Origin of the sequence: Arthrobacter humicola (assembly GCF_039531445.1) — a bacterium.
Taxonomy (GTDB): domain Bacteria; phylum Actinomycetota; class Actinomycetes; order Actinomycetales; family Micrococcaceae; genus Arthrobacter; species Arthrobacter humicola.
Genome location: NZ_BAAAQB010000026.1, coordinates 69,666 through 95,687 on the forward strand (window position 1 = coordinate 69,666; position 26,022 = coordinate 95,687).

Consider the following 26,022-nt stretch of genomic DNA (forward strand, 5'->3'; position numbering starts at 1 on the left):
GAACGTCGACGGCGCCGGGGAGTCCGAGCAATGCCACGAGGGCTGCCCGGGCCCGGAGGCGGCCTAGTTCGCTGCCGCCGAAGCGCGAGACGGAGCGGACGATGTCGCGGTTTTCAAGCGCCCACGTCGGGGCGGCGTAGGTCGTGGACGACTAATGCATGTGGGGCGACGTGGGGATCCGAAGCCACTGGAAAGTATCTGAGATAAGGGAAGCCGAGCCGACGTCGGAGTGGTGACGAGTCGATATTCAAATCTTCTCAACTTCCCTCGCTGTCATGTTTCTGGGCGTTGCCTGAGTGGCGGGTGGGAGAGATGTATGCTTCCGATGTTGGGGGACGCTTCTGCTGCGCCACCAACATCACTCGCGTACAGAAGGAACGACCTCAATGAAGAAGAACTTTGCGCTTATTGCGCTTATCGCAGTGCCCCTGCTCGCCGGTTGCGGCGCCTCCTCCGGCGCCAGCGCCCCGGCGTCATCGGGCGCCGCTGCAGCAGCTCCGGTCGCTGAAGCACCGAAGGCCGCCGAGCCGACCGTCGGCACCCCGTTCACCGCCGACATGGGCAGCGGCAACGTCGCCAAGATCACCATCGTCTCCGCCAAGTTCGTCGACGCAATCAGCACCCAGTCGTTCGCCCCGAAGCCGAAGACCGGCAAGTTCCTCCAGATGGACGTCCTGTGGGAGACCGAGAAGGGTACGACCAGCGCCAACTTCATGTACTTCAACGCCAAGGACGCCGACGGCCGCAAAGCCGACATGGCACTCTTCGGCGAAGGCCCCCTGGGATCCGGTGAAGTCGTTGCCGGCGACAAGATGCGCGGCTTCGTGAGCTTCGACGTGGCCCCCGGACCGATCACGGTCACCGTAACCAACCCGGGCCTGCAAACGGTAGCGACCATCAAGATCGCCCCGTAAACCACCCGCGCCATCGGCAGTCCCGGACCTCCGCAGGTCCGGGACTGTTTTGCGTCTGACCTGCGCGCCCGGAAAGATGACCTCCGTGACCGTGACCGTGACCGTGACCGTGACCGTGACCGTGACCGTGACCGTGACCCCGGCCGCGGACAGAACAGCTAGGTCGCCGGAACCCGGCCCAAGGACGGCACGGTGCAGTTCAGCGAAGGCTCTTCGTATTCACTGTTTCCACGCCGGAATCAGTTTGGGGTTCGGCGGCACTCTCGCTTCGAAGGCGCCCAGGTCAATGGTGAGCCACAGGAGTTGCTGTCATGGGCGCCGCGTGCGCGGCCTAGGGCATCCGGATCCCCGACACATATAAGGAGGTCGGCGGTAGAAGCCTGCTAAAGGCCAGCCATGCAGGGTATGTTCTTGCCGGGGACGATCGACGGCCGACAAGTGCGGTATGTGCGGGAAGCCCCGCCCGTATCCGGCACCCAGAAAGGTCATCCATGTCCTACCCGCAAGGCCCCGACCCGCAGCAGCCCTATCAGTACCCGAATTACCCGAACGTGCAGCAGAACAACTCCCTAGAGTTCTTTCACGGCTCCAAGTTCAAGGAAAAGTCGGTCATCTTCGGCGTCATCGGCTTCTTCTTCCTTGGCATCGTCTTCGGCCCGCTCGCAATCTCCAACGCCAACAAGGCAGAGGCGCTGCACCACTCGGCCACCATCGGCAAGGTCCTCGGATGGATCGACACGATCGCAGGTATCTTCTGGATACTGATCTTCATGCTGATATTCATCGGCGCCGCGAACTCGGGCACTCGCTAGAATCACGCGAAGGGGCCGGTCCGCATCGGCCCTTTTGTTCTACCGGTCGGCCGGTCGCTCCCGGTCCATATGCCTCAGGTGCCGGAATCGGGTCAGCTGTGGAGTGCGTGCATGGCTTTGGCCGCGATCTGAATGCTCGTCCACCCGCGCCGGCCTGCGGCGGCGGTCCGCGCGTCGAGTCCGGCGCCGTTGTTTTGCAAGATCGCGACCAGGGTGGCATCGACGATGTCATTGCGGATCTCGGTCAGCCAAGCTGCCCGGATATTCGGCATGACCGGCACCCTCGCGTGGACGGTGATGGGGTGCCCACCCATCAACGCCAGCGCAATGCAGCCGATGCCGACGAGGATGAGTTTGAGCAGGTCCTCGCGACTGGTCGCGACGATGTAGGTAGGCAGGGCGATGAGGCCGCTCATGAGGATGGCACGAAGCGCAGAGACCTCACGGGCAGTTCCGGAGGACCGACGCCTGTGCATTGTCGTTGCCAGGCGCTTGTTTCGCACGGCCTCTGCCTTCAGCAGCCATTGCCGCTGGGTGCCCAGGTGCAGTTTCACGAGGGCGCGGGCGGCCGTCAGCTCTTCCGGGTGGGTCTTGCGCATTGCCACGACGAGGTAGTTGTCTGTGTCGGCCCAGGAGCTGGTCAGCCGGCGGTCGATGGCCGCTGCCATCTCATCGAGTCCGAGGCGGGCAGCTACTTCGGCGGCTTCCTCCGCGCGCACTGCCGCGGCCGGCGTCGCCTCGTGAGGTGTGTAGCTGTTGGAGCGGGATCCGTAGCGTTGCGTCCCGTCGTCGAGCCGGTATTCGTTGCTCATGTTTCGTCCCCCAAATGATGGTCGGGCCGCGGGTCGTTCGGTAAGCGCGCCGGGCCGGGCCGGCAGCCTCGGGCTGCCCGAAAACTATTGTGCGCTGCACGGGCTCGCATGACGTTTTCGGCCCCGTTTATTTCGGCAGTCAGGCGGCTTATTTCGGTACTCGCCGGCGCAGGCTCGGTCGGGGCGTCCGTCGCTCTTTCGTCTGGCAGATCGCTCAGTTGCGAGCGCCCGGGCGGCGTTGTTCGGCTGTAGTCGGTCGTCCTCCGCCAACACGGCCGCCAGTTGCGCGGTCACGGCAGACAACTGCGCCTCCCTTCAGCAGTACAGCACTGCCGTTGCCGGATACCAAATAGGCCGCTCCCATCCGGGGGCGGCCTATTTGCTGGTCCGGGTTATCGTTTGGCTTTGTCCATCACGATTACAAGGATGGCGAGTATCAGCGTGGCAATAGCCACCAGGACGGTGATTAAGATGAAGCCTGGAAAGCTGGCTCGTGGGGAAGCCAACATGCCGAGGCAGGCGATTACGACCAGCAGAGCGAACGAGCCAACGAGCCACGGAGTCGCCCCGCCGCGCCTGCGCTGTTTGGCAATGATGACGATGCCCGTGACGACGCATCCGATGGAGCCGACTATGAGGAAGAAGTTCATCCATCCGTTGAACGGCGAGCCGGGGCCCAATCCCTTGCTGAAGAGCAGAGCGGCTGCGAAAGGGAGTCCCACGACAGGGAGCACCAATGCCACGACTCCAGTGGCAATACGCAACGGCGACGCCGGTACGACAGCCTGCCGGTTCGCGGGGCCCCGGTGCGGAGCGGTGGGGTAGTCAACGGTCTCCGTGGTGGTCGGCTGGCCGATGGGTCGTTCGACGTTCAATTGTTCTCCTCTGATACGTGGATGGTCGACGGGCATGCCGCCGCCATCAGACCAGACAGAAGTACCCCCCGTTGCAGTCAGCTTACGTGGGTCCGCGAGTTTGCCCGGAAGCCGTCTACGCATGTCCATACCAATGAGAAATATGACATAACGAACAGGCAACTCATCGCCCGCATCAACATGCAGGGCAACCGGCAATGGGCATCCGCCTCAATGAAATCCTTCGGCTCAAGGAACGGTCCTACTCGTTCATCGACGATGACGAGAGGAACGAATGGGATCAGCCGGCGAGCCCGGGTGGAGGCCGGTCAGTCCTAAAGGGAAATAAGGAAGGCACCTGCCGCTTTCAGCCTCAGTCGCGCAGCACCCAGGCCGCGTTGTTCGGCTGTAGCCAGCCGTCCTCTGCCAACGGTGCGGCGCTGAACAGTACGGTGCCGGCGGGAAGTTTGACCGGTTCGGTTCCCATCGCCACGGCAACGAGGAAGTCCTCGCTCCGTTCGCAGATCAGGAGGTTGCCCGCTTCAACCCGCCACTTGCCGCCGTCGTCCGCGGTGAAGACCTCGTTCTTCCACAACTGCCGGCGCAGTTCCAAAGCGGCCTTAGTGAGGTTTAGTGCAGAGTCGGCGTCCTGTTCCTGAAGCTCGACGGCGTGGGTGCCCCAGTCCGCAGGGACCGGGAGCCACGGCTCGCCCGCGGGCTCAGCGAGCGAGAAGCCATGGTTCAGTCCCGCGGCGTCGGTCCAGGGCAGCGGGACGCGGGCGCCGTCGCGGCAGACGCCGCGGGCCCACATCGGATCCACCCGCGCCTCCACCGGGACGTCGACCTCGGGCAGGCCGAGCTCCTGGCCCTGGTAGAGGTACGCGGCGCCGGGCAGTCCGAGCAAAGCCACCAAGGCCGCCCGCGCGCGAAGAGCACCGAGCTCGCCGCCGCCGAACCGCGTGACGGTGCGGACGATATCGTGGTTTTCCAGCGCCCAGGTGGGGGCGGCTCCGTGGAGCTGCCGGGCGGCTTCGAGCTCGTTGCCGACGGCGGCCCACGCCTCCGGATCCCAGCCGAGTTTCACGAAGGCGAACGCGAAGGCCTGCTGCATTTCGTCCGCCCGGGTGTAGCGGGCGGCGCGGGCCGGTTCCAGGTTGACCTCGCCCACCAGCAGCCGGTGCGGCTCATAGTTTTCGGCGAGCGTGCGCCAGCGGCGGTAGACCTCGTGGACGTCCTCCTGGTCCGAGACCTTCGGGTTGGACCGCAGCCCGTCCACCACGCCGCCCGTGGAGGGCGAATCGGGCAGGCCGTCGGCCTTGAACAGCGCATGCGCGACGTCGATGCGCAGCCCGTCCACGCCCTTGTCGAACCAGAACCGCAGCACGCCGTCAAAGTAGTCGCCGACGGCGGGATTGCGCCAGTTCCAGTCCGGCTGCCCGGCCGAGAACAGGTGCAGGTACCAGTCCGTGTCCGTGTCGGAGCCCGGGTTGGCGCGGCTCCAGGCCCGGCCGCCGAACACGCTCTGCCAGTTGTTCGGCGGCACCTCGCTGTTTGAAGCGCCGGCGGCTGACCCGCCCAAGGCGGCGTCAGACGCAGAGGCGGCGCCGCCGTCGTCGGACATGTCCACCGGTCCCTGCACAAAGTGGAACATGTCCCGCTCCGGCGAGCCCGGCCCGGCCGCGAGGGCTTCCTGGAACAGCGGGTGCTCCGAGGAGCAGTGGTTGGGGACCACGTCGAGCAGGATCCGCAGGCCACGCGCGTGGGCCTTCGCCAGGAGCGATTCGAACTGTTCCATGGTGCCGAACAGCGGGTCCACGCCGCAGTAGTCGGTGACGTCGTAGCCCTGGTCCACCTGCGGGGAGGGCTGGAACGGGGTCATCCAGATGCCGTCGACGCCGAGGGCGGCGATGTACGGCAGCCGGGCGATGAGCCCGGCGAGGTCGCCCACGCCGTCGCCGTCGCCGTCGGCGAAGGACCGCGGGTAGACCTCGTAGATGACGGCGGACTGCCACCAGTCAGGGGCCGGCGTGAGGGCAGTTTCCTCGACGGGGCCCACAGGGCTCACATCAGAGACAGCACTCATTTGCTCGCGCCCGCGGTGAGGCCTTCGACGATCCGCCGCTGGAAGATCAGCACCATAATGACCAACGGTACGGTGACGATCACGCCGGCGGCCATCTGCTCGCCGAAGGGCGCCTGGAATTCGGTGGCGCCGGTGAACTTGGAGTCCACTCTTCCCCCTGAGGTCGTCGGCTTCATCCCCGACCGAGTTACAAGAATTTCTAAGACCCTAAGACTCTTTGTAAGTCTCCAGGGTCCTCCCGTCTGTCTGTCGGCGGGCCTACAGTGCATCCATAACTCCCGACGAGATGCCTCCGGCCCCCACATCGACGACAAGCCGCGCGGCCACGCGGCGCTGCCCGGTCTGCGACCACGAGGCATGGCCGACTGCCTACGGGATGATCACGCCGTCAATGCGCGAATCCATGCCGAAGTCTGAGTTCGCCGGCTGCGTCATCGACATGGCGGTTCGTGACAACCCCGCCACCGGCAGGGAGGAGATCGGCACACCCAAGTGGGCTTGCCAGAACCCGGAATGCCGGCATCGGTGGTGGTGAATCACGCCGTTTGACGTCCCCTCACCGAGCGGCCGCAGCTGTTGGCATCCAAGCCTCCGCCCGGGCGAGTGCTGCTTTGAGTTCCCGCCAGCCAGCCTCTTCCAATAAAGCAGAGTCGCCAACCACCACCAGCAGGCTCCGGGCGCGGGACAGCCCAACATAGAGCTGCTCCGCAGCGCGGCTGAGGTCCTTGAAGCCGTTGACGCAAAGCACCACCGCGGATCGTTCGAGGCCCTTGAACCCCAGGACATGGCCGTAGAAGACGTCGTTGTTCGCATGGAAATCGAGCCAATACTCGGCAATGGAATCGTTGTCGAAACGCTCCTGATGCACCGGGTGCCGTGACTTGGTGGTCAGGAGAGCTATCTGGTTATTGGACCAGCCTTCGTCCATGAGCGCTTCGACACATTCGTCGGCGGCGTCGAGGGCGTCATCCGTCAGGCATTCGACCCGTCGCACGGGCAGCCCGGTGCCCCCACGGGGAGTGAAGTGCTCGCCCGCGAAGGACCTAAACGTCTCGGCGATCTTCCTCGTATTGCGGAGGTTCTCGTCGATATGGATGGGCACGAGGTCCGCCGTCGGATGCTTGCCGCCGGCGAGAGCCCCGCCCCACCTTCGGTAAACGTCCTGCCGGTCATCCATGAACGCGTAAACCTCACCGGCGTCGGCGTCAGTGGTGCAGGCGAGCAGCGATTCCCACCACAGCGGGGCAAAGTCCTGGGCTTCGTCGACGACGACGGCGTCCAGACGCTCGTGGGGTTCCATGCGGCCTGCCAGTTCCATGAGAAGGTGGGGCATTTCCTCCTCGAAATAGTCCTGCCCGGAACCGTCGGGGACACCGAGCGCCCGAACGTACTCATGAAATTCGCCCGTAAATATGGGTTTGGCCTGCCGCCAGCCGGACACCTGCTGCTGCAGGTACTGACTCAGCCCCTTGTTGTAGCAGAAGAAGCCCACGCGTTTGCCTTCCCTGCACAGCAGCCGGGCCTTTTCCACGGCCAGCCAGGTCTTGCCGCTGCCGGCCCCTCCGGTGAACCTGATCCGGGGGAGCGACCGGGTTGCCCGCAACAACACGGATTGACGTTCCGTTAGGTGATCCTGGGCGTCCTCGGCTTCTCTAGGATCCTGAATCCGCGATTCGTCTTCTCCCAGCTTTCCACTGAGTATGCGGACGATTCGATCCATGAACGCCGGTGCCATTGGGGTTGAGCCGCCGCCTTCCTGTTCGATGGCCGCGCGGACCAGGTCGGCGGCGGATTCAGTGTCTGCCTGGTCCAAGACCAGTTCCCTGGGGCAGCCAGCCATCTCCCAATCGTGCCGGACGTTCGTGTAGGGGAAGCTCACCATGTAAGCGAAACGGCTGGTCAGGCGACTGCCGAGCTGAGCCTCGATCCAGTTCTTGAAGGCGTGAGCGGATCCTTGGGACTGCACCACTGGGCTTTTGAGAGGGCGTTTCCCGGAGCGGTCTGACTGGTACCACTGTCCGTCCGCGACGCTGACTTTGCCGCCTTTGACCTCGACGGCGGCCATACCGACGCCGGGCCACAGGACGAGAATATCGATTTCGTGTTCTGCACGCCCGTCCCGGACTTGGACTGAGTGGGCCAGTACGACGTCGTCCGGAAGGCTTTTCTTCAACGCATCCCAAACGACTTTCTCGGCCAATTGGCCATCGCCGAAGTCTGGTTCGTCCGGAATGCATTTCACCGCTGCCCCCTGCAATTCTGATCTGAATCAGTGGAATCCATTTCGCCTAGCCTAGGGTGCCGTTTGAACATTCTTTAGCAACCCCAGAAACAATCGGTTCGGATTCGCCCCAGGCAGCACCCGGCACACATCCTCGAGCGCCTCCAACGGCGAAACCCCAGCAACCCGCGCTCCATAGAGCGCTGCCACCGTGGGAGTCCTGGACTCGGCCCGGACGCAGTGCACCAGCACGGTTTTCCCCTCCGCCCGGAAACGTTCAACGGCGGATGCCGCGTCCCGCAGCACAAACGCGGCGTCGGCGTTGTCATCCTCGTCAGGGGAGTCGACGAGCCAGAACGTGGCATGGTCTTCCGGAGCAACGGACGGCACATCCAACGTCCCCAGCCGGCACAGCGAGACCACGGCGTCGATCCCTAGCTCTGCCACGCGCCCCAGCGAACCGACGCCGCCCAGCCAGACGCCGTCGTCGTGCGGGTGCTGGACCAGCGCGTCGGTGCGGCTCCACATGCTGTAGTCCTGGTGCCCGGCGCGGGGCCAAGAACCCAAACGGCGGCCCTCGCCGCGGCCCAGCTCCATGCCGAGCATCATGAGGTCGCGGGCGCGGAGTCCGGGCCAGCCGTGCAGGCGGCGCCGCCATTCGAACGGCACCGCCGTGTAGCCGTAGGCGGCACCGAGCAGCCCGCCGGCGATGGCGGCGACGGTGTCGGTGTCCCGGCCGCCGCGGACCGCTTCCTCCAGCGCGGCCCGCAGATGCGCCGGGTCGGAGGCGGTCAGGCCGGCGAAGTGGATGGCGCTCCAGGCGCCCTGGAAGGCCTCGACCACCCAGCCGTTGCGGTTGAATTCCCGCGGCCGGGACCGCTCGGCAACCTCGATCCGCTGCAGCCACAAGGCCGCCCGCTCGGCGGACAGCAGGGGCAGCCCTGCCCGGACGTCGAGCCGCCCGGTCAGGACCGCCTCCCGGATGGCCACGCACCAGAGGCCGCAGGCTTCCTGCGCGTCCGGGTCGGCGTGGGTCAGGGCGCTGAGCACCCCGGCCTGGACCATGAGCTCGGCCGGGTCCCGGTCCAAGTAGGCAAGCGCCATCGGTGCGGTGCGCATCAGCGAGCCGTTGCCGGCGCTGCGGCCGGTGCGGGCGTGGAAGTCTGCAGCCGCGGCGCTGAAGTCGGCGGCGTGGACTTTGCTCCGGCCGGCAGCCGCGGCGAGCCGGCGAGCGGCCGCGATGACAGCGCTGGTTTGGGCGCCCACGTCCTTGGCCTCGGCGGCCCACGCCGCCCAGGCCCGGACGATCATGGTGAGCGCCGCGGGGGAGGAAGATTCGGCGTCGGATGCTGACTCCAGCAACGCCTGGGCGATCGGGATGGCCATGGACGTGTCGTCGGTCCACTCGGCCGGCGCGAACCCGAACGGTCCGCCGCCCTTCATGGTCACCTCGGCGCCGTCCGGCAGCGGGGCGCCGAACTCGTAGCCGGCTCCGAGGGCGTCGCCGGCGGCCAGTGCGACGAGGACTCCGGCCGCGCGGTCATTCTGCAAGGGGGTCAGTTTCATGCCATCTCCATCAGGGGGTGTTTGGTGTTCCAGCCGGTCAGGTGGGCCAGCTGGGGGCGGCGCTTGGGGAGCTCGACGGCGATGCCGGCGGCGGAAACGGTTCCGGCGGCGCGGGAGACGTTGCGGCTCCGGAGGGCGCCGTGGTTCCGGACCTCGACAGCCGCGGCGCCGTCGTCGAACGTTCCGAAGTCCATCGCCTGGACGTGGGCGGCGAAGTCGCGTGCCCGCTGGCCCGGCATGGGGCCGGACGCCAGTGCCTGGGGTGAGAGGAGTTCCAGATCCAGCAGCGCGGAATCGATCAGCTGGCGGTAGTGGCGGCGGAAGAGCGTGTTGGTGCCGAAGACCTCCAGGAGCAGCGGCTGCTGGCCGAGTCCGATCACGACGCCGCGCTGGCCTTCCAGCGCGGCCGGTGCGTCCGCAGCGTCGAAGCGGTTGCGCGCGTCCTCCTTGAACCGGTCCATGTGGTCGAGCAGGGAACTGGTCACCGAGGCTCCCCGCGCGGACTCGAAGCGGCTGACCCGCTCCCAGATCCGCCCCTGCCGGTCGCCGCCGCGGCGGCCGTCGAGGCTGTTGGCCAGTTCGGACCAGACGTTCAGTGGTGCGCGCCGTGCCTGCCGGCGGTGGCTGGACTGGCCGGCTTCCCAGCGGCCGGCCTCGACGCAGAAGGTGTCGATGTCGCGGGTTTCGCCGGGGCCCAGGACGACGTCGCGGGCGCAGGTCCGGTGCTGCTGGCCGCCTTCGAGCAGCTCGCCTTCCAGCAGCAGCGCCGGGTGCGGGCCGTTGTTGGTGACGGTGAGCCGGGCGACCTGGGCGCCGCTGGCGAGTTCGGTCACGGCGACATCGGCGTGGGCGCCGGTGCTGAGGCCCAGGTTGCCGGAGCCGGAGGTCCAGACGGGGAAGATGCTGAGTGGGCCGAGCCTGCTGCCGGCGCCGACGTGGAGCTGTGGAATCTTCATTGTGGACCTCCAGTTGATTTAATGCATTTTTGCGCTAATTGATTTCAGTATGCACTGCTTGCATCTTTAGCGCAAGACTGCGTTAAATATTCGTGTGAAGGATTCCAAGAACAGCCCTGGTGCGTCCCTGCTCGACTATCCGCGTCCCTCGGTGGCGGTGGATACGGCGGTGCTGACGGTGGCGGACGGCAGCGTGTGCGTCCTGCTGGTGCGGCGCGAAGAGGATCATCAGCACGGAAAGTGGGCGCTGCCTGGTACGTTCCTGCGCGAACGCGAGACCCTCGCGGATGCGGTGCTGCGCTGCCTGCGGGACAAGGCGGGCATCTCCGGGCGGGTGCCGCGCCAGCTACAGGTCTTCGACGAGCCCGGGCGCGATGACCGCGGCTGGGTGCTGTCGGTGGCGCACGTGGATATGGTGCCGCTGACGGATCTTGAGGAGGCGTTGAAGTCCAACGGCGTACGGCTGGCTTCGACGACGGGGGAGCCGGAGCTGATCGTGGGACTGCCCTATGGGCACGCGGACATTGTGGCGAAGGCGGTGGAGTGGCTGCGGGCCGCCTATGCGGAGGCGCCGGATCCTGGTGCGCTGCTGGATGAGCCGTTCACGCTGAGGGACCTGCGGGAACTGCACGAAGCTGTGGCGGGCGCGCCTTTGATGCGTGACACGTTCCGGCGGTTCATGGAGCCGAAACTGGCGGGAACGGGCCAGATGTCCGACGGAACGCGGGGGAGGCCTTCGCGGTTGTGGGTGCGGGGTTAGGGGTACGCGGCGGCGGCGCCAGGGCTTTTCTGGCCGGCTCTGCGAATTGCCGAGGGCCGACTAGGTCCTGTTGTCCCAGCCAAGCCCCGAGGGGGCCAGGTAGATGTCTTAATATTGGACGACCGCTCTAGGGAATCCAAAGCAGAAATGAGCCTAGAAGCGGGAATCAGACAGTCTCAGTTGAAGCAACATCGAGATCGGAATCTGGTTCGCCAAAAGCGCGCTGCGTCGCCTTGACGAGGGCTTGTCCGATTACAAAGTTCAGTCCGCCTCCTATGATGGCGCCGACGTGCTTTCGTGCAAGAGAATCCAGACGAGTGCAGCTACAGTAGGGCAATCTGCGCTGGTCCCCGCCGGTCGCGTTCATTGGCAAGTTTTGCGAAGTCGGCCAAACTCATCAGCCACTGTTGCTGCTGGGGCTTGAAAGGTTGGTGCAGCGGGCGGGGTATTACGAGTTGGATCCGGTGATCGCGCATTTCGTCAGTTTGAGCCACGCTGATCGGACTCTCCAATGTCAGTAGGTGCTTGTCGGGGACACGACTGGCCTCACTGAGGACTTGCCGCCACCGATCTTTACAGCTCGTCTTGACGCCCAACATCGTCAGATCGCCATCCGGAAATGTCGGGTTGCGGTACTCGTCAATGCTGGGGAATATGAAGTCCGGACGTATGCGTTGCTCCGTCACCGGGTTGAACGTGTGGCGCAGGTGTAACGCGGCGAAGAGAGCTATGAGATGGTTTTCCAAGCCTCGGCCCGCTCTACTCTTGCGGCGGTTGTGCAGGGAGAGGGAGACCTCGATGAAACGGTCCAAGTCCACTCGCCCCTCGCTGTAGAGGCTTTCCAAGGTGTCGGCGGCGAGGTGGCGTTCCAGCGTCCGGAATAGGAGTTCTTCACGTTCCATCCAAGCCATGAGCACCGAATCTGGGTCATCGGCCGGGTGCAATCCGGGGAGCGTGGAACGAGCAAAGGCTCCGAACTCGGCCGATGTTGGGAACCTCGGACCGAACCGTTCCAGTACGCGATCCAGCCAGTCGTCGTTGGACGGTTCTACGGAAATGCCGAGCGTGTCGAGCAGGTACATGGCCGTCAGGGGAAGGCTGTCGTTCTCCAATGCGGACCGAACGGAGAAACCTGAGTGCTCCAGGACGGCTGTCCCGAAGAGCCAGTCGAGCTGGGCGGCAACGGTAGAACCCGCTGGCGCAACGATGAAGAGCGCGCCGCCGTCTTTGCGCTTGGCTATAAAGACGATGTCGCCGGCTTCGGCTGTCCTCATTACATCAACTGACGCCGGGTAGTAGAGCCGATACTCGGAACGATTCGGAGTATTGATTCTGGCGTCGTAATAAGTCAGAGTGCCGTCTTCTGACGTGGGCTCGTCGGTCTCGTCGCTGACACGGAGGAATCGGGTGGGGATTGTCAGCTTCGCTGACGGTCTTCCAAAAAGTGCCTGAAGCACCTTCACGCCGTCAAGCTCGTGCTGGTTGGAACTTCTGCCGACAGTTTCCACCGTACTGAGAACCTTGGCAGCGACACCGTCAAAGTGATCAGCCAGATTTCCGAAATCCACGCACTTGCCCCCAAAAAAGAGTCGATGTTCGCATGCCGCAGACAACAATGTAGCGTGGCGCCGACGGAAGCCGCCGCCACGACACAGTGTGATCGCGTTAGGCAGACATGCTCTGGTCTGCCTTCGAAGCCCCTAGGATTTGGTGCACGTGCGGTGCCATGATTCGGGCGACCTCGCGCATGACTGGTGTCACGACGCTGTTTCCGAACTGCTTGTATGCCTGGGTATCACTGACCGGAATTCGGAAAGTATCTTCGTAGCCCATGAGGCGGGCGCATTCTCGAGGGGTCAGTCGGCGCGGCCGGTTTCCCTCCTGTGACACGAGAATTTCGGATCCATCTTTGTAGTACCTGGCTGACAGAGTTCGAGTTGTGCCTGAGGGGTGGACGAGCCCGTAGCCGAATCCGTTTCCAGCGGCTTTGTGCTTCGCCGCATAGGCCTGCAGGTAGGCCCAGAGTTTTGGAGTGAGTGTGAACTTCGGTTGAACCTCGCGGTTGTCATGATCGAAGTATCGGTCGCCGTCCCACTCGAGAAGCGGCTCCGAACCGTCCGTCCGGTGCAAAATCGTGTGCAATTTCGGGCCCACCGGAGGCAGTTCCAGATCATCCCAGCTGAAATCAGTGGGCTCGCGGAAGCCCACAATTATGATGCGTTCCCGGTGCTGTGGCGTGAAACCTATACCGTCAATAACCTTGAAGTGGATCTCGTATCCGAGTTCCTCCTGCAGTGTCTCCATGATGACGGCAAAGGTTCGTCCCTTGTCATGCGACCGAAGATTCTTGACATTCTCCAGCATGAACGCGGCGGGACGCTTTTCGTTGATGATCCTAGCGACGTCGAAGAAGAGGGTTCCTTGCGTTGCGTCTTCGAATCCATGGAGCCTGCCCAGCGAGTTCTTCTTGCTGACGCCAGCGATGGAGAACGGCTGGCAAGGAAAACCGCCAAGAAGGACGTCGTGGTCGGGTATTTCGCTTGCAGGAAATGGCTGGATGTCACCAACAAAGGTGTGGACATCCTCCTGGTCATCCGGGAAGTTAGCCAGATAGGTCTTCTGGGCGTAGCTGTTCCATTCGCTGGTGAGGACACAGCGCCCGCCGTGGGCCTCGAATCCCTTGCGTATCCCACCAATACCCGCGAAGAGATCAATAAACGTGAAGTCTTGATTGGCAGCGGCCGTCCTGATCCCGAGCAGCTCCTTCAGGGCAGGCGCCAGCATTGTGGGACAAGGCGTTTCACCATTCTCCCAGCGGGCCACAGTCCGCTGGGAAACGTTCAGTTGCTCCGCGAGCTGTCGCTGGGTGTAGCGAGCGCGGGCTTGGGAGAGGAGGGTCGTTGCGGTGTCCATAATGTCCTAACTGGGTTGTTCACCCGACATTCTGTCGTATAAATGACCCGGCAGAAGACTCGCCACGCCGATACCGGCTAATTCGGCGATCTGGCGACTTGCGCGGTTCGTTGGGTCTGAGCTGGACCTAGATTGCCATGCACCTCCGACAAGCAAGTCACTCCCAACGCTATGCGCGACCACGAGTCTGATCGCCACAAGTAGGTGTGAAGACCGACTTCCCTGGGTATGGCGTAAGCAAGCTGCGACGTTGCCGCGATTCCGGCTGCGTCAGGACGGGCGAAGCGCTCGAAGCGTGGCCGCCGCGGCTCAGGTCGGTCCTTGCCTAGCCTCACGACGGGCAGGTTCGTCGGGCTCGAAGGGACTCCCGTGCTAGATTCAGCCTCGAATCAATCGATAGACAGGGCAAAGGTTATGGGGTTTCTAGCACGGCGCGTGGTCCCGCGGAGTGTGCGACGGGCAGCCCACCCGATCCGGGATGCCCAGAATAGGATAACGCCGCGTTCCGTGAAAAAGGTTATCCGGATCACCCGGACGGGCGCCAACCCAGGCCGCCCTGCCGGTATTGCGGCCGAAAGGGGGGTCTTCGAGTCACAAAGGAACCACCGGACGCTGACCGCGTCTGACAAGTTCCCGGGACTCCACTACGCCTCGTGCAATATCCAACACCGCAGCCCCGCAAAAGCAGCGAAATGCCAGCACTGCCGTGGAGGCCGCCCCGCCCCGAACTCTGGGAACAGGGTTGACGGCATCAGCCAGGAGTTCGGTTCCGTCCTGCTTGGAATTCTGATCGCTGTCTGCACCGTATGGATCCCCAACGTCGGATGGGTCGTCGCCCTCGCCTGGCTATTCATCGGTATCGCATTTGCTGTCGATACTGAAAAGGCGAACGGGATGGCTGTATTGATATTTCTCGGTCTGCTGTTGTGGTTCATCCCCGTCATAGGGGGCTTCCTGGCGCTGGCGCTGGTACTTCTCGGAGCATGCGCAATATGCTCGCCGACGAAACCCGCTACTGCGCAGCACCCAGTAAATCAAGCAACGTTCACGGGATTACCTCGCGAGAAGGCAGTCGACCGGAGGGACCAGACCACTCCACGCGCCCCGAGCCGCTCAGCGGCTGGACCACGCAACCTCACTTTTACGGCAGCCCCAGAGGATTCGGCTACAGTGCGGTCCGCACGCGGCTACGTTGAGTGTCGGGTTCAGCACAGCACCGAGGCCAGCGTGGTGGCCTGCGTTTTTCACAACCGCCCCGAGAATACGCCGCAGTGGCTAAGGGAACAGCGTTTCGCAGCAGCAACATGGAACCGGCGCCCCGCCGTCACCGGCTCATCAGCCGACAAACCGCGATTGTCCCTTACGAAGCCTCCGCCAGGCTCGGACTAGGACAGACGGACAAATGGCGCCGTCACCACAAGGATCAGGATCCGCGAATCACGGACAACCGGGCTTGCTGGACACTCAGGCTTTGCGCAGCCCGCCGCCGACTTCAGCGAGAGAGCCGAGCCGCTTACCGGCGTCGAACGCGGATTTTCAACAGGTACTTGGCAGTCGAACCAGTGAACCCAGCGCTCACAGTCATTGAAGCTGGGCCCGGAGGTAGTGATGTGGGTTGGGCCCATGGAAGCAATCATCTCCATGGGCCCAACTTGGCTAGTCGAGGACGATGCCGAAATCGGAGGCGATACCGCGAAGTCCGGTTGCGTAGCCCTGGCCTACGGCACGGAACTTCCACTCGCCGTTGTGGCGGTAAATTTCAGCGAAAATCATGCAAGTTTCGGCTGCCGCATCTTCGGTCAAGTCGTAGCGGACAATTTCGCTATCCGTGTCTTCGTTGACAACTCTGCAGAACGCGTCCCTGACCTGGCCGAAGTTCTGACGACGAGCTTCTGCCTGATCGATGGAAACGACAATGACGATCTTTTCGATTTCCGCGGAGACAGCTGAGAGATCGATAAGGATCTGCTCGTCGTCTCCTTCACCTTCACCAGTCCTGTTGTCGCCCTGGTGAACGATCGAGCCATCGGTCGACGCCAGCTGGTTGTAGAAGATGAAGTCGTCATTTGATCGCACTTTGCCTGCTGCCGTCAGCAACAACGCTGATGCGTCAAGGTCGAACTGTTCCCCGGCCGTCGTCCGCGGATCCCATCCGAGGCCGATCATCGCCTTGCGAAGTTGCGGGTCGGCCTTGCTCAGGGACAGGTTGCTTCCCTTGCTGAGGGTCAAGCTTGCCAAAGTTGTCTCCTTTTAGTTGTTGTCGTTTGGTGTTAGAGGGCGGCCGCTGCGGCGTGCACGACGTCGTGCGGAGTCTTACCGTGGGCCGGTATGCCGAGCGCTTGGAAGCTCCACGCGCTGCCGACGCGGAAGAGCTTGGCCATGACCATCGCCGTGTACGGTCCCGACTCGGTCAGTTGATAATTCGCCACTTCTGGACTGGTTGAGACAGAATCATCGATTACTCGACAAAATGCGTTCTCGACTGAGTCGAACGACTGCTGACTGTAGCTGGTGATGACGAAGACGATGTGCGCGACTGCCGGTGAGACCGAAGCGAGGTTGACCTCAATGGTCTCGTCGTCACCGTCACCATCACCAGTGAGGTTGTCACCAGTGTGCCGGATGGACGCGTCTTTGCTCTTTAACTGGTTGTAAAAGACGATTTCCAAGGGCTGCCGATTGACATCGAAAAGTATCGCCGATGCGTCGAGATCAATGTCGATCGCCGTAGTCTTCGTCTTGCCAAAAAAGCCCCGTGTGGTGGGGACTACAGCGTCCCAGCCCAGACCCAGACGGATCTGGGTCAGCGACTTACCGTCCTGTTTGACGAGGGACAGCGCCTGTCCCTTTTTTAGGCTCAAGCCCATTGGTGTGCTCCTGTCTTGATTGTTAGTTATTGACCGCTGAAATCGGTTGACGCTCTTCCGGCTGCGCGGCAGCGGCGGCTTTCCTGTTCCGGGCCACCGATCCGGCGAATGCAGCGCCGATGAAGACGACCCCGATCAGTCCCGTTACGACTTCATTGACGGGCACAGTGATGGTGACCAGCAAAATTACCGCGAGGGAGCCGATTGCCCAGTGGGCGCCATGGTCGAGGTATTCAAATTCGTCGAGTGTGCCCTGACGTACGAGGTACACCGTCAACGAGCGGACGAACATCGCCCCGATGAGCCCAAGGCCCAGGGCGATGATGATCGGATCCGAAGTGATGGCGAACGCACCGATTACACCGTCGAAGGAGAAGGACGCGTCGATGACTTCGAGATAGAGGAAGAGCATGAACGCAGCTTTGCCCGCGAGCTTGGCAGCGCCGCTGGGTCCAGTGTGAAGAGCCGTAGAGGCATCGTCATAGTCGACGTCGCCGTCCTGATCCACGTCGAACAGGTTGCCGAGTCCATTGACCAAAAGATAAGTCACCATACCCATGAGGCCAGACAACAGAACAATGCCCTGCTTTTCCCCTGAGAGGAACCCTGCGGCTGCCAGAGCGGCCAAACCCGTCACCATCGAAGCACCCTCAAGTTTGCCCATCCTTGCGAGAGGAACTTCGAGAGCCTTGATCCACTTAATGTCCCGATCTTCGAAAATGAAGTCCAGGAAGAGCATTAGAAGGAAGATGCCGCCGAAGGCTGCAATTTGAGGGTGGGCTTCGTGGAGCAGGTATCCATAGGTTCCCGGAGTGTCCGGGTCTCCCTTCTGGAGCGCCAGATTGACGGCTTCGACGGGGTTCAGCTTGGCAGTAACGCCCACAATCAAGAGCGGGAAGAGGACGCGCATTCCGAACACAGCAATTATCACGCCGACTGAGAGGAACATCTTCTGCCAGAAAGGGTTCATTCGCTCCAGGATGCGTGCGTTGACCACTGCGTTGTCGAAGCTGAGACTGATTTCAAGAATGCCTAGGATGAGGCAGAGGATCAGCGCCTGAGGGCCGCCGTAGACAAGGGCGAGCGCCAACGCGATCGCGGTGACCCCGAAAGACCACCCGAATGTTTTGAGGAACACTGTTTTTCGAACTCCTGATGAATCGTGTCCCCCAGGTCGGGCAGACAACGGGTTTCTACCGGGAGTACGTCTCCCCCCCGACTTGATTTGATGATCTTAGCCACAGCCCTACCCGGCGCTGCGGTAGTGAGCGCGTGTCTTATTGGTCTTCTGCGGTCGAACGCCCGCGGGCGTTATGTATATTGTCGGTGGGCAACGTCAGAATCGGGGCTGCCCGTGCACGCAGGACCGACGATGGGGAATGAACGATGGAGTGGACCGAGAAGCATGAAGCGTGCTTGAAGCAGCTAACGATGATCGTCGCAGCGGGCAGCTCGGTCCATGACGCGAAGGACACCTTGGCAGTGATGGGGCTAGACGCACTGTTGCTGGATCAGGTGGAAAACCGGTACTTCGAAATTCTTCGTGATGTCCTCAAGACGGATCAAGAACTGGTTCTCGAGCCGACGAACCTTGCCCCTTGGTATTTTGGACCTCAGGCTCAGGACAAGTTCTGGCCGAAGCTTAGGGATGAGCTGCTGGGCCAAGCAAAATGGAAAGATGCAGTGCCGTCCTTGGATGAGACGTCCACGGCGGTTGTGGCAAGGCTCGGCAACCCCGCCGACCGTCTGTTCGCCAAGCGCGGCCTCGTGCTCGGGTACGTGCAGTCCGGCAAGACCGCGAACTTCACGGCGACGATTGCCAAGGCCGCCGACGCCGGATACAGGCTCTTCATCGTTCTGTCGGGTGTCCATAACTCTCTCCGGCGTCAAACCCAACTTCGCCTGGAGCAGCAGATCGTCGATATCAACCCGATCAACTGGGTTGGACTGACTACCGAAGAAGCCGACTTCGGCAACCCGGTGATGGCGCTGCCGCTGGTGGCTGGGAGCGAGCTCAAACTTCTTGCTGTGGTGAAGAAGAATGTGTCCCGACTTACCAACCTCGTTAACTGGCTGGAGACAGCGCAAGAGCATGGAGCTCTGAACAACTGCCCCATCCTGATCATCGACGATGAAGCAGATCAGGCCAGCATCAACACAGCCAACACAACGAAGCCTGGTTCGGAACTCGATACTTCGGCTATACACGCGAAGCTGAAGGCACTTCTCAATTTCCCCAAAGTGACTTATCTGGGTTACACCGCGACGCCCTTCGCAAATGTCCTCGCCAACCCGAAGGACTCTGACGGGATTTACCCCCGCGACTTCATTTATCCACTCCCGAAGCCGAAGGACTATTTCGGTGCCGAGGAGCTCTTCGGAGCTCCCGTCTCCGAAGATGAAGAAGTGCCCACGGCGGCAGGGCACGACATGATCCGCTTCGTGCCTGAAGCCGAAGCCAAAGGGTATGTCGTCACAGCTAAGAAATCTTCGCCGGCCAAAATATCGCCCGCTCTCGGTGATGCCATCAGGTGGTTCATTATGGCCACGGCTGCAAGACGAGTCCGTGCCTGCGAGGATGAACACTCCAGCATGCTTGTGCACACCACGATGAGAGTTCAGCCGCAGCTGGACTTCGTTCCCGTCATCAGAAAACACCTGAAGGTACTTTCCCAAGAGTGGTCTGCTGGTGCTGTGGACGTGTGGCGCCAACAGTGGGAATTTGAAACGCTGGCCGAGCCAGCGGAGCGGCATGAGTTGCCTGCGGTTAGTTTCCAGAAGATGTCGGAAGCTGTGCCATCCGTGCTGGAGAAGATTGAAGTGCTAGCGGACAACAGTTTCTCCGACGACCGTCTCATCTATACTGACGAGCCGGCTACGGTCATCGCTGTTGGAGGAAATACTTTGTCCCGCGGGCTGACTCTGGAAGGACTGGTCTCATCCTTCTTCCTGCGAAGCTCCACGATGTACGATTCGGCACTTCAAATGGGCCGTTGGTTTGGCTATCGGACCGGTTACGCGGACCTTCCGCGCGTGTGGACTACCGCGTCGTTGGCCAAGGATTTTCGTTTCCTGTCAGAGATTGAATCGTCCATACGAGAAGATATAGCGCGATATGCCCAGGACGGGTTGACCCCTGGTGAGTTGGCGGTGAGGCTTTTGCTGCATCCCAAGATGCAGATCACGTCCAAGCTGAAAATGCAGTATGCCATCCCGGTTACGGCGTCGTTTAGTTCTGCACGGCCGCAGACAATCATGTTCGATCACAAAGCCGAGAGCGTCGTTGAAGGGAACTGGGAGGCGGCCACGAGACTGATATCGGATAATGCTGGGAAGGCCACTCTGGACACCATGCATCCGGGCTCGCTTCTGCTCAAGGATGTCACGGCCGAGAACGTGTTGACTTTCTTGAGCAAATACTCGTTCCACTCCTCTTCGGAAATGGGTGGAAACCTGCTGGCCGATTACGTCCGACGCCAGGTCGAATGCGGGAAGCTGGTCTCTTGGAATGTTGCGGTGATCTCCAGGGAAACGCCGCATCCCGACTACGAGGACGTCAGCATGGGACTTGACCAGCCCTTCCACCCGATCGGACGCTCACGTGTCGTTGTCGGTGCGCGGGAGGACTGGGAGGACGGTTCTGCCTACCTCAAGGCGATCACTTCGACGTCGGACTTTACTATGGACTTGGATCGTCATCCGTCGTCCACTTCGGCCATCGTAAAAGCGCGAAACGAGTCCGGCACCCCCCTACTGCTGATCTACCCGATCGCGCCGAACTCGAAGCCGGCCTTAATGTCCGAGGGCGCTAATCCAGAAACGAACGCAAAGGGCGAAAAGAGAGTTCAGCTGGACGCGGTTGGTCCGCTCGTCGGCTTGGCGATGAGCCTCCCCGCGGCGGCTCCGAGCTCTGAACCCAAAGACATGATGCACGTTGACTTGGGCACGTTGGACAGCAGCACCATCACAGCGATGGCCGACGAGGACGCTGATGAAGATGTATACGTTGATACCGAGAGCACCCTGAACCAGGTGTCTCTTGACGGCTAACCAGTATTCCTTTGAATCAATCTGGAACGTGGTCCACTCTCTTGCCGTTCAAGGCTTGGCCGAGCTCTATATGCACACGTTGGGGCCAACTATCGAAGCTGGCCCCCTCATGGCCGCAGCTAACCCGGCGGGCGAGTTTACAGTGCTCGTTCCGCTGCTCGGTGATGAGGGATTCGCGGATCAGCTGGGCGGCGCCGCCATTCGTCTGGAGCGCACTCTCGTCGAGGGTAGATCGTATGCATCTGTCACATGCGTTGATTCGGACCTAAACGACGTCTTCATCATTTTTGTTCGCGACTTGGTCCGACGCCTGCCGTCCTCAGGACCATGTGCTGGGGTTTTGACCGATCATGTCGATCATTGGCGAGAGCTCTTTGCGCAGACAAAGTCGTCCGGTTTCCTCACCCTTCCCCAGGTCGCTGGGCTGCTTGCGGAATTGCTGACGTTGGAGCGCATCCTGTCGCGTGACCCCGCGCGAGGATTGGCCGTCTGGTCCGGGCCCTTCAAGTCACAACACGATTTCAGGGTCAGTGGGCACGCCTTGGAAGTCAAGGCTTCGCTCGCACGCGAGGGAAATCGAACCAAAATCAGTGGTGTGGAACAGCTCAAGGAGCCAGAGGATGGCACTCTCCACCTCAGCCTGTTCAAGTTCTTGCTCGCCCCGGAGGGTGACTCGCTGCCGAAGGCAATTCGTCGGATCAAGGCACTCAATATCGATCCGCTTGAATTTGAACTGCTTCTGCTGAGGGCAGGGTACCGGGCCGGCTTCGAAGACGTTTACGGGGCATACGCGCTCAGCATCTCAACTGAACACACATTTGACGTGACGGAACCAGCGTTCCCGCGGATAGTTCCTGGGAAGTTTGTCCAGGCTCAGGTCCCTGACGGAGTGGAGCAGATCAGCTACGTCATCGACTTGGCGGGGCAGTTAAACGCCTCGCTTTCGCAACCCCAGCTCGATGCTGTCTACATGTGCCTGGCGGAAGGAACGCCTCATGCTTGAATGGATCCCCGAGCGCCTCCCCGCAAGCGGTGGCCTGTCGGCAGAGGGCTTCTACAAGCTGTTGGGCCGACCTTCCTTGGACCCTTTGACGGTGCTGGTGCGAGAGACGGCCCAGAATAGTTGGGATGCACGCCCCCAGGGTGCCCGAACGGTCCGTTTTGATTTGGACCTTCGAAAGGCAACAGATGGACTCAAACAGGTCTTGCGCACGGAAGTTTTCAAGAGCGCCGCTGAGGTCCATGGAACCCGGCTGAACCGGGTGCTCGAAGACCGGGAGCTGCACGTGCTGATAGTGTCTGATCGCGGCACTCGAGGCTTGGATGGACCGGCAACCGCCGATGAGGTATCTACCGACGGCAAACAGAACTGGGCGAATTTTGTCCTGAACGCCGGCAAATCGAAGACGGAAGGCAATACGGGGGGAACATACGGATTTGGCAAAACGATTGCTTACGTCGTGTCGCAAGCCAATTCGGTGATTATCCACAGCCGGACAACCCACCGCGGCGAAACAATCACCCGCGTAATTGCAGCTGCAATCGGCAACCGCTTCGTTCGAGGCGGCAAGAACTTCACGGGCCGCCATTGGTGGGGAGTCAACGGTGACGGTGCGCCGCTGCCCGTCGAAGGCGCAGCTGCCGAGGCGCTGGCCGCACGCCTCGGCATGCCGGAGTTCAAGGATGGGGAACTGGGGACCAACGTCATGATCATCGCCCCTGACCTCGGGCAACGGACGCCTGGGCAAGCAACTACCTTCCTTACTGAATCGATTCTTTGGCACCTCTGGCCCAAACTCGTTCCTCGCGAAGATGAGGTGGCGCCTCTCCAATGTTCCGTTCGACACGACGGTGTTCAAGTCCCTATTCCCGCTTTCACCAGCCGTCCGCCGCTAGCCAGGTTTGTCGAGGCCTATCAAGACCTGGTCATGGGGGAGGAGGCCTCTCTCACTTTCCAGAAACGTCCAATCGAGCGAATCACACCCAAGAAGATGACTTTGGGTCATCTCGGTACGGTCCCGTTCGCCCGGGAACAGAGAGCAGTTGTGGACGACGGACACGATCCGGACGACGACGAGTCTCCGCCCCCAGCGTCCCCCTTCACGAACTCGGCTGCGCACCATGTTGCGCTGCTCCGCGGCCCTGAGCTCGTTATTGAATACTTGGCGGGTCCGATTGCGCCGGACCCTGCCATTGAGTGGGCTGGGGTTTTCCGTGCTGCAGATGAATTCGATGGAATTTTTGCCCGCGCTGAGCCGCCCACTCACGATGCATGGAATCCGGACACGGTGGACGACAGGATGGAGAAGAACATTCTCCGGAAAGTGCTGCGAGACATCCAAAGAGCGGTAACAGACCGCTGGGGAACAATTGCTCCGCCCCCCACGAAGGGCGCTGTCAGCACCGCAGGCGTGGCGGACGCCTTGGGCCATTTGGTCCTTGGCAAGGCGGGTCAAGGCAAAGGTCGGAAGGCCAGACCGGTTCCCACTCCAAGCCCCTCGGCGGCTCGTCCGACACTCGCGTTGGTCGGCTCAACCGTTGAGATCGTGGACGGACTGCATGTCTCTCGAGCGATCATTGACGTTGCCCCGGCCGCCGGCAGTGCAGCGACTGCGCTGAAGATCAGCGTGGGTATAGCTCTGGACGGAGCCAGTCTTGACGCGTCTCTCGACAAGACCCTGCATCTACGAAAAGTGAGCGCCAATGGCATTGACTTCGATGTGCATGGCATCGACTCCGAGATCACTCTCGAAGGCACACACAAGCAGAGAGTCGTCCTGGAAGCGGCCAATTCCGGACGCATGAGTGTCATGTGGGATGTAGATGCGACTCCTGGTCCAGGAGCTCTGAATTGAAAGTCAAAGTACCGCCATTCCTAGTTCCACCGTCGGAGAGCATAACTTTCGACGGCTGGTACCAACAGCTCGGTGATGAGAACATCGCCCTCCCCGAAGAGCTTGAGCACTGGGACTATCAAACCCGGCTAATTCTGTCTGCCTTCATAACGCTCGATGAAGCGCAAATCTTGTCCGAATCTCACTTGGGCCCGGGGAGCAGACTCGGTGTCTTGGTGACAGCCTCCTCTGAAGCTACGAGCACGGAAAGCGTCCTCAAGCTGGTTGATATTCCATCTGGCTGGAACGACGCCCGAGCCCTGACCGTGGAGGTACCCGGTCAGCACTTTGCGCGGCGTCTCACGGTCACAACGCAGGTTGTCGTGACGAACGCCGAGCCCTTGGACGGACTGGCTCCTTCGAAACAGGGCGCGATTCTGTGGTCAGTGACTCAGAAGACCTATCTTCAGGGTATTGGAGCCCAGTTCCCTACATACGCGGAAGACTTCAACATCACCAGGCCGAAACTGAGTCATGCGGGATGGTTTATTCACATCGATGCCACGGACCCGCACGCGTTGTTCCTGTCCAATATCAAGGTTGTATTGAACTCGGGGCGCCCTGAGATTCAAAAGCTCCTCAGCGGCGCGAAAGATGCGTCTACCGCTCAAATCCAAAGAATGATTGACGTTGATGTATCGAGGCGAATAGCTTCGGCAGGGCTGGGTATGCCTGAAGTGCTGGACAGTGACACGGATTTCGACGACCTGAGCGTCGCCGGCGGGCTTCGAGCAAGCTTGGCTCTTCTGTGGCCGGACGTTCCAGTCGAACATCTGGCTCACGAGTTCGCAAACGACACTGGTGCCTTCGAAGCCCGAATTCAGCAGAACCGAGGACTATTCAATTGAGCGCCAATGACTTCGTCTTCCTGTATCCCAGGCTGGATGCACACCGTGCTGCTTTACTTGTCGAGGAGCATGAGCACCTCACTGTGGAAGAACTCAAAGATCGTGGAGCGCTACACCACGCCGACGCCGCGTGTTCACCCACAGGTGGCCTCCCCGTATCCGACCAACAGCTTGTTGACTTGCAGGCGACACTGCGTAGCCTATGCGAAGAATTTGGCTTCCCAGAGCCACTCAAAACGTCAAAGCTGGGAGAGTTCGACCGAATCTGCGGTACGATTCTTCGCCGCGATATGGGTATTGTTCCAGCGGACGCCGCCGAGGAAGGCGTGTGGTCCTTCATCGCCTTGGTCTTGGTTCCCGAACTGGCACCATGGCGGTTCCCTACCAGGCATGTTGATCGACTCTTGGGGAAGCCGCGCAACGCACTACGCAGACTGTGGTGGAGGGCGCACGTCCTGGGACCCGATCTCACTTGGGTTCCGCCCGGGTGCTCGCCGTTGAACGAAGACGAGTTCGTTCAAATCATGGAGCGCCCGACGATTGCTAAGAATGCACGGCTCGCACAGCAGTTGAAACAGGTTCTGTGGAGGACGGAAATGAAGGGATTCAAGGGAAACCGCGCTGAACTCCTTCGCGACGCGATCAAGCTGGTTCGAGCTGAGCGGTCTCATATTGCTATGGACGCCATGCATAACAGCGTTCTCGCCGATTACCTAGATGGGGTCGTGGGGGAGTGCAGCTGAGCCTAACGCCGGCCTTCGCGCGAGGGCGTGGCCTGGCAATAGAAGGCTGTTTCTCGGGTTGTCTTTTGATAGACAGGCCGAACAGGACTCACGAATTCTTGGGGGTATGAGATGTCGGAAATAAGCAGGGCCGCTCAAGAGTTGGCCACCGCGATTCGGCGGAAAGCACGCAATTCTGCAGTGATTAACGGCGCCATTTTCGTTGCCGGTCTAGTCGTTAGTCTGGGGACACTGTCGTCAGCACCAAAATCGGGTGGCGTCTACTTTGTTTTCTGGGGTGCGATCGTCTTCGGCCTCTACAGGTGTGTCGGGGCGATCATCCGTTATGCGCGAGCGGACGGCGAGGCAGCCTCGCTCGTGGCCGCGCATGTTCGACTCAACACCCGGTAACCGAATAGACCGCTAACGAGTCCTTCGTACGCGCGGCCGCGGACCCAGAACGGGGATGCGACCAACAGGAGGGGCTGGTCTGCGCCTTCGTGATGTGGACAGTCACAGGTGATCGGACCGGACCTTGGGCAACCCGAGGGACCTGGTGACAAACGCAGGCCCGCCGGCCAGTGCCCGGGGCATACGGGCGTGTCGACGTCGAGTCCGTTGCAAGTCGACGACAGCGCCGAGGTTTTCGACGCGCGCGGCCCTGGGCGGAATTGGAACAAATCAGCCATATGGCTGGCACTACTCAACCAAAGGAATAGACATGGCACTTTCCCTCGAGAGAAATGCTCC

19 protein-coding genes and 1 pseudogene are annotated in these 26,022 nt (G+C 61.6%); 8 read left to right on the forward strand and 12 right to left on the reverse strand.

What is annotated here, in order from left to right; translation table 11 throughout:
* The first annotated feature begins 386 nt into the window (after positions 1-386).
* Both ABD243_RS09130 and ABD243_RS09135 read left to right on the forward strand, forming a co-directional pair.
* A complete protein-coding gene (locus tag ABD243_RS09130; protein WP_344364574.1) occupies positions 387-914 on the forward strand; it encodes a DUF4352 domain-containing protein in 528 nt (175 codons plus the stop codon).
* Between the two features lie 491 nt (positions 915-1,405).
* On the forward strand, positions 1,406-1,726 hold the full coding sequence (locus tag ABD243_RS09135; RefSeq protein ID WP_344364576.1) for a hypothetical protein: 321 nt from the start codon (positions 1,406-1,408) through the stop codon (positions 1,724-1,726).
* 92 nt (positions 1,727-1,818) lie between these two features.
* On the opposite strand, the gene ABD243_RS09140 is transcribed toward ABD243_RS09135, so the two are convergent.
* The 7 genes and pseudogenes from ABD243_RS09140 to ABD243_RS09170 form a co-directional block, all read right to left on the reverse strand.
* Positions 1,819-2,538: a hypothetical protein gene (locus tag ABD243_RS09140; protein WP_344364578.1), complete on the reverse strand. Its 720-nt coding sequence runs from the start codon at positions 2,536-2,538 to the stop codon at positions 1,819-1,821.
* Between the two features lie 392 nt (positions 2,539-2,930).
* Positions 2,931-3,413 (reverse strand): hypothetical protein, encoded by a 483-nt coding sequence (locus ABD243_RS09145; RefSeq protein ID WP_344364580.1) that lies wholly within the window; start codon positions 3,411-3,413, stop codon positions 2,931-2,933.
* Positions 3,414-3,765: 352 nt separating this feature from the next.
* Positions 3,766-5,475 carry an alpha-amylase family glycosyl hydrolase gene (locus tag ABD243_RS09150; protein ID WP_344364582.1) on the reverse strand — a complete coding sequence of 570 codons (1,710 nt, stop codon included), beginning with the start codon at positions 5,473-5,475 and terminating at the stop codon, positions 3,766-3,768.
* Positions 5,472-5,618 (reverse strand): annotated as a pseudogene (locus tag ABD243_RS09155) (carbohydrate ABC transporter permease); the annotation flags it as partial. The pseudogene ABD243_RS09155 and the gene ABD243_RS09150, both read right to left, overlap by 4 nt.
* Before the next feature lie 413 nt (positions 5,619-6,031).
* Positions 6,032-7,717 carry a nuclease-related domain-containing DEAD/DEAH box helicase gene (locus ABD243_RS09160; protein ID WP_344364584.1) on the reverse strand — a complete coding sequence of 562 codons (1,686 nt, stop codon included), beginning with the start codon at positions 7,715-7,717 and terminating at the stop codon, positions 6,032-6,034.
* A gap of 51 nt (positions 7,718-7,768) precedes the next feature.
* Positions 7,769-9,262: an ADP-ribosylglycohydrolase family protein gene (locus tag ABD243_RS09165; RefSeq protein WP_344364586.1), complete on the reverse strand. Its 1,494-nt coding sequence runs from the start codon at positions 9,260-9,262 to the stop codon at positions 7,769-7,771.
* Positions 9,259-10,218 carry an ARPP-1 family domain-containing protein gene (locus ABD243_RS09170; protein ID WP_344364589.1) on the reverse strand — a complete coding sequence of 320 codons (960 nt, stop codon included), beginning with the start codon at positions 10,216-10,218 and terminating at the stop codon, positions 9,259-9,261. The genes ABD243_RS09165 and ABD243_RS09170 overlap by 4 nt, the downstream gene beginning before the upstream one ends.
* A gap of 94 nt (positions 10,219-10,312) precedes the next feature.
* Here ABD243_RS09170 and ABD243_RS09175 point away from each other — a divergent pair, with 94 nt between their 5' ends.
* Positions 10,313-10,978 carry an NUDIX hydrolase gene (locus tag ABD243_RS09175; protein WP_344364591.1) on the forward strand — a complete coding sequence of 222 codons (666 nt, stop codon included), beginning with the start codon at positions 10,313-10,315 and terminating at the stop codon, positions 10,976-10,978.
* 323 nt (positions 10,979-11,301) lie between these two features.
* On the opposite strand, the gene ABD243_RS09180 is transcribed toward ABD243_RS09175, so the two are convergent.
* From ABD243_RS09180 to ABD243_RS09200, 5 genes are all read right to left on the reverse strand, one after another.
* Complete coding sequence (locus ABD243_RS09180; RefSeq protein ID WP_344364593.1) at positions 11,302-12,546, reverse strand: type II restriction endonuclease; 1,245 nt, start codon at positions 12,544-12,546, stop codon at positions 11,302-11,304.
* A gap of 97 nt (positions 12,547-12,643) precedes the next feature.
* Complete coding sequence (dcm, locus tag ABD243_RS09185) at positions 12,644-13,891, reverse strand: DNA (cytosine-5-)-methyltransferase (protein WP_344364596.1); 1,248 nt, start codon at positions 13,889-13,891, stop codon at positions 12,644-12,646.
* A gap of 1,656 nt (positions 13,892-15,547) precedes the next feature.
* Positions 15,548-16,129: a TerD family protein gene (locus ABD243_RS09190; RefSeq protein ID WP_344364598.1), complete on the reverse strand. Its 582-nt coding sequence runs from the start codon at positions 16,127-16,129 to the stop codon at positions 15,548-15,550.
* A gap of 32 nt (positions 16,130-16,161) precedes the next feature.
* The gene (locus ABD243_RS09195; protein WP_344364600.1) at positions 16,162-16,758 is read right to left on the reverse strand and encodes a TerD family protein; all 597 of its coding nucleotides are present in this window, start codon (positions 16,756-16,758) and stop codon (positions 16,162-16,164) included.
* Between the two features lie 22 nt (positions 16,759-16,780).
* The gene (locus tag ABD243_RS09200; RefSeq protein WP_344364602.1) at positions 16,781-17,896 is read right to left on the reverse strand and encodes a DUF475 domain-containing protein; all 1,116 of its coding nucleotides are present in this window, start codon (positions 17,894-17,896) and stop codon (positions 16,781-16,783) included.
* A gap of 248 nt (positions 17,897-18,144) precedes the next feature.
* Between ABD243_RS09200 and ABD243_RS09205 the strand changes: the two genes are divergently transcribed.
* From ABD243_RS09205 to ABD243_RS09225, 5 genes are read left to right on the forward strand one after another with little or no spacing between them, the layout of a single operon-like run.
* Positions 18,145-20,808 (forward strand): Z1 domain-containing protein, encoded by a 2,664-nt coding sequence (locus tag ABD243_RS09205; RefSeq protein WP_344364605.1) that lies wholly within the window; start codon positions 18,145-18,147, stop codon positions 20,806-20,808.
* Positions 20,798-21,811, forward strand: coding sequence for a PD-(D/E)XK motif protein (locus ABD243_RS09210; protein ID WP_344364607.1), 1,014 nt, complete (start codon positions 20,798-20,800; stop codon positions 21,809-21,811). The genes ABD243_RS09205 and ABD243_RS09210 overlap by 11 nt, the downstream gene beginning before the upstream one ends.
* Positions 21,804-23,663: a hypothetical protein gene (locus ABD243_RS09215; protein ID WP_344364610.1), complete on the forward strand. Its 1,860-nt coding sequence runs from the start codon at positions 21,804-21,806 to the stop codon at positions 23,661-23,663. Before ABD243_RS09210 ends, ABD243_RS09215 begins: the two co-directional genes overlap by 8 nt.
* Complete coding sequence (locus ABD243_RS09220) at positions 23,660-24,550, forward strand: hypothetical protein (protein WP_344364612.1); 891 nt, start codon at positions 23,660-23,662, stop codon at positions 24,548-24,550. The genes ABD243_RS09215 and ABD243_RS09220 overlap by 4 nt, the downstream gene beginning before the upstream one ends.
* A complete protein-coding gene (locus ABD243_RS09225) occupies positions 24,547-25,293 on the forward strand; it encodes a DUF6339 family protein (protein WP_344364614.1) in 747 nt (248 codons plus the stop codon). Before ABD243_RS09220 ends, ABD243_RS09225 begins: the two co-directional genes overlap by 4 nt.
* Positions 25,294-26,022: the final 729 nt, after the last annotated feature.

Excerpts from the sequence above, each read along its gene's own strand:
- ABD243_RS09130 (WP_344364574.1), top strand. The coding sequence starts at position 387 with ATGAAGAAGAACTTTGCGCTTATTGCGCTTATCGCAGTGCCCCTGCTC.
- ABD243_RS09135 (WP_344364576.1), top strand. The coding sequence starts at position 1,406 with ATGTCCTACCCGCAAGGCCCCGACCCGCAGCAGCCCTATCAGTACCCG.
- ABD243_RS09140 (WP_344364578.1), bottom strand. The coding sequence starts at position 2,538 with ATGAGCAACGAATACCGGCTCGACGACGGGACGCAACGCTACGGATCC.
- ABD243_RS09150 (WP_344364582.1), bottom strand. The coding sequence starts at position 5,475 with ATGAGTGCTGTCTCTGATGTGAGCCCTGTGGGCCCCGTCGAGGAAACT.
- ABD243_RS09165 (WP_344364586.1), bottom strand. The coding sequence starts at position 9,262 with ATGAAACTGACCCCCTTGCAGAATGACCGCGCGGCCGGAGTCCTCGTC.
- ABD243_RS09170 (WP_344364589.1), bottom strand. The coding sequence starts at position 10,218 with ATGAAGATTCCACAGCTCCACGTCGGCGCCGGCAGCAGGCTCGGCCCA.
- dcm (WP_344364596.1), bottom strand. The coding sequence starts at position 13,891 with ATGGACACCGCAACGACCCTCCTCTCCCAAGCCCGCGCTCGCTACACC.
- ABD243_RS09195 (WP_344364600.1), bottom strand. The coding sequence starts at position 16,758 with ATGGGCTTGAGCCTAAAAAAGGGACAGGCGCTGTCCCTCGTCAAACAG.
- ABD243_RS09205 (WP_344364605.1), top strand. The coding sequence starts at position 18,145 with ATGGAGTGGACCGAGAAGCATGAAGCGTGCTTGAAGCAGCTAACGATG.
- ABD243_RS09215 (WP_344364610.1), top strand. The coding sequence starts at position 21,804 with ATGCTTGAATGGATCCCCGAGCGCCTCCCCGCAAGCGGTGGCCTGTCG.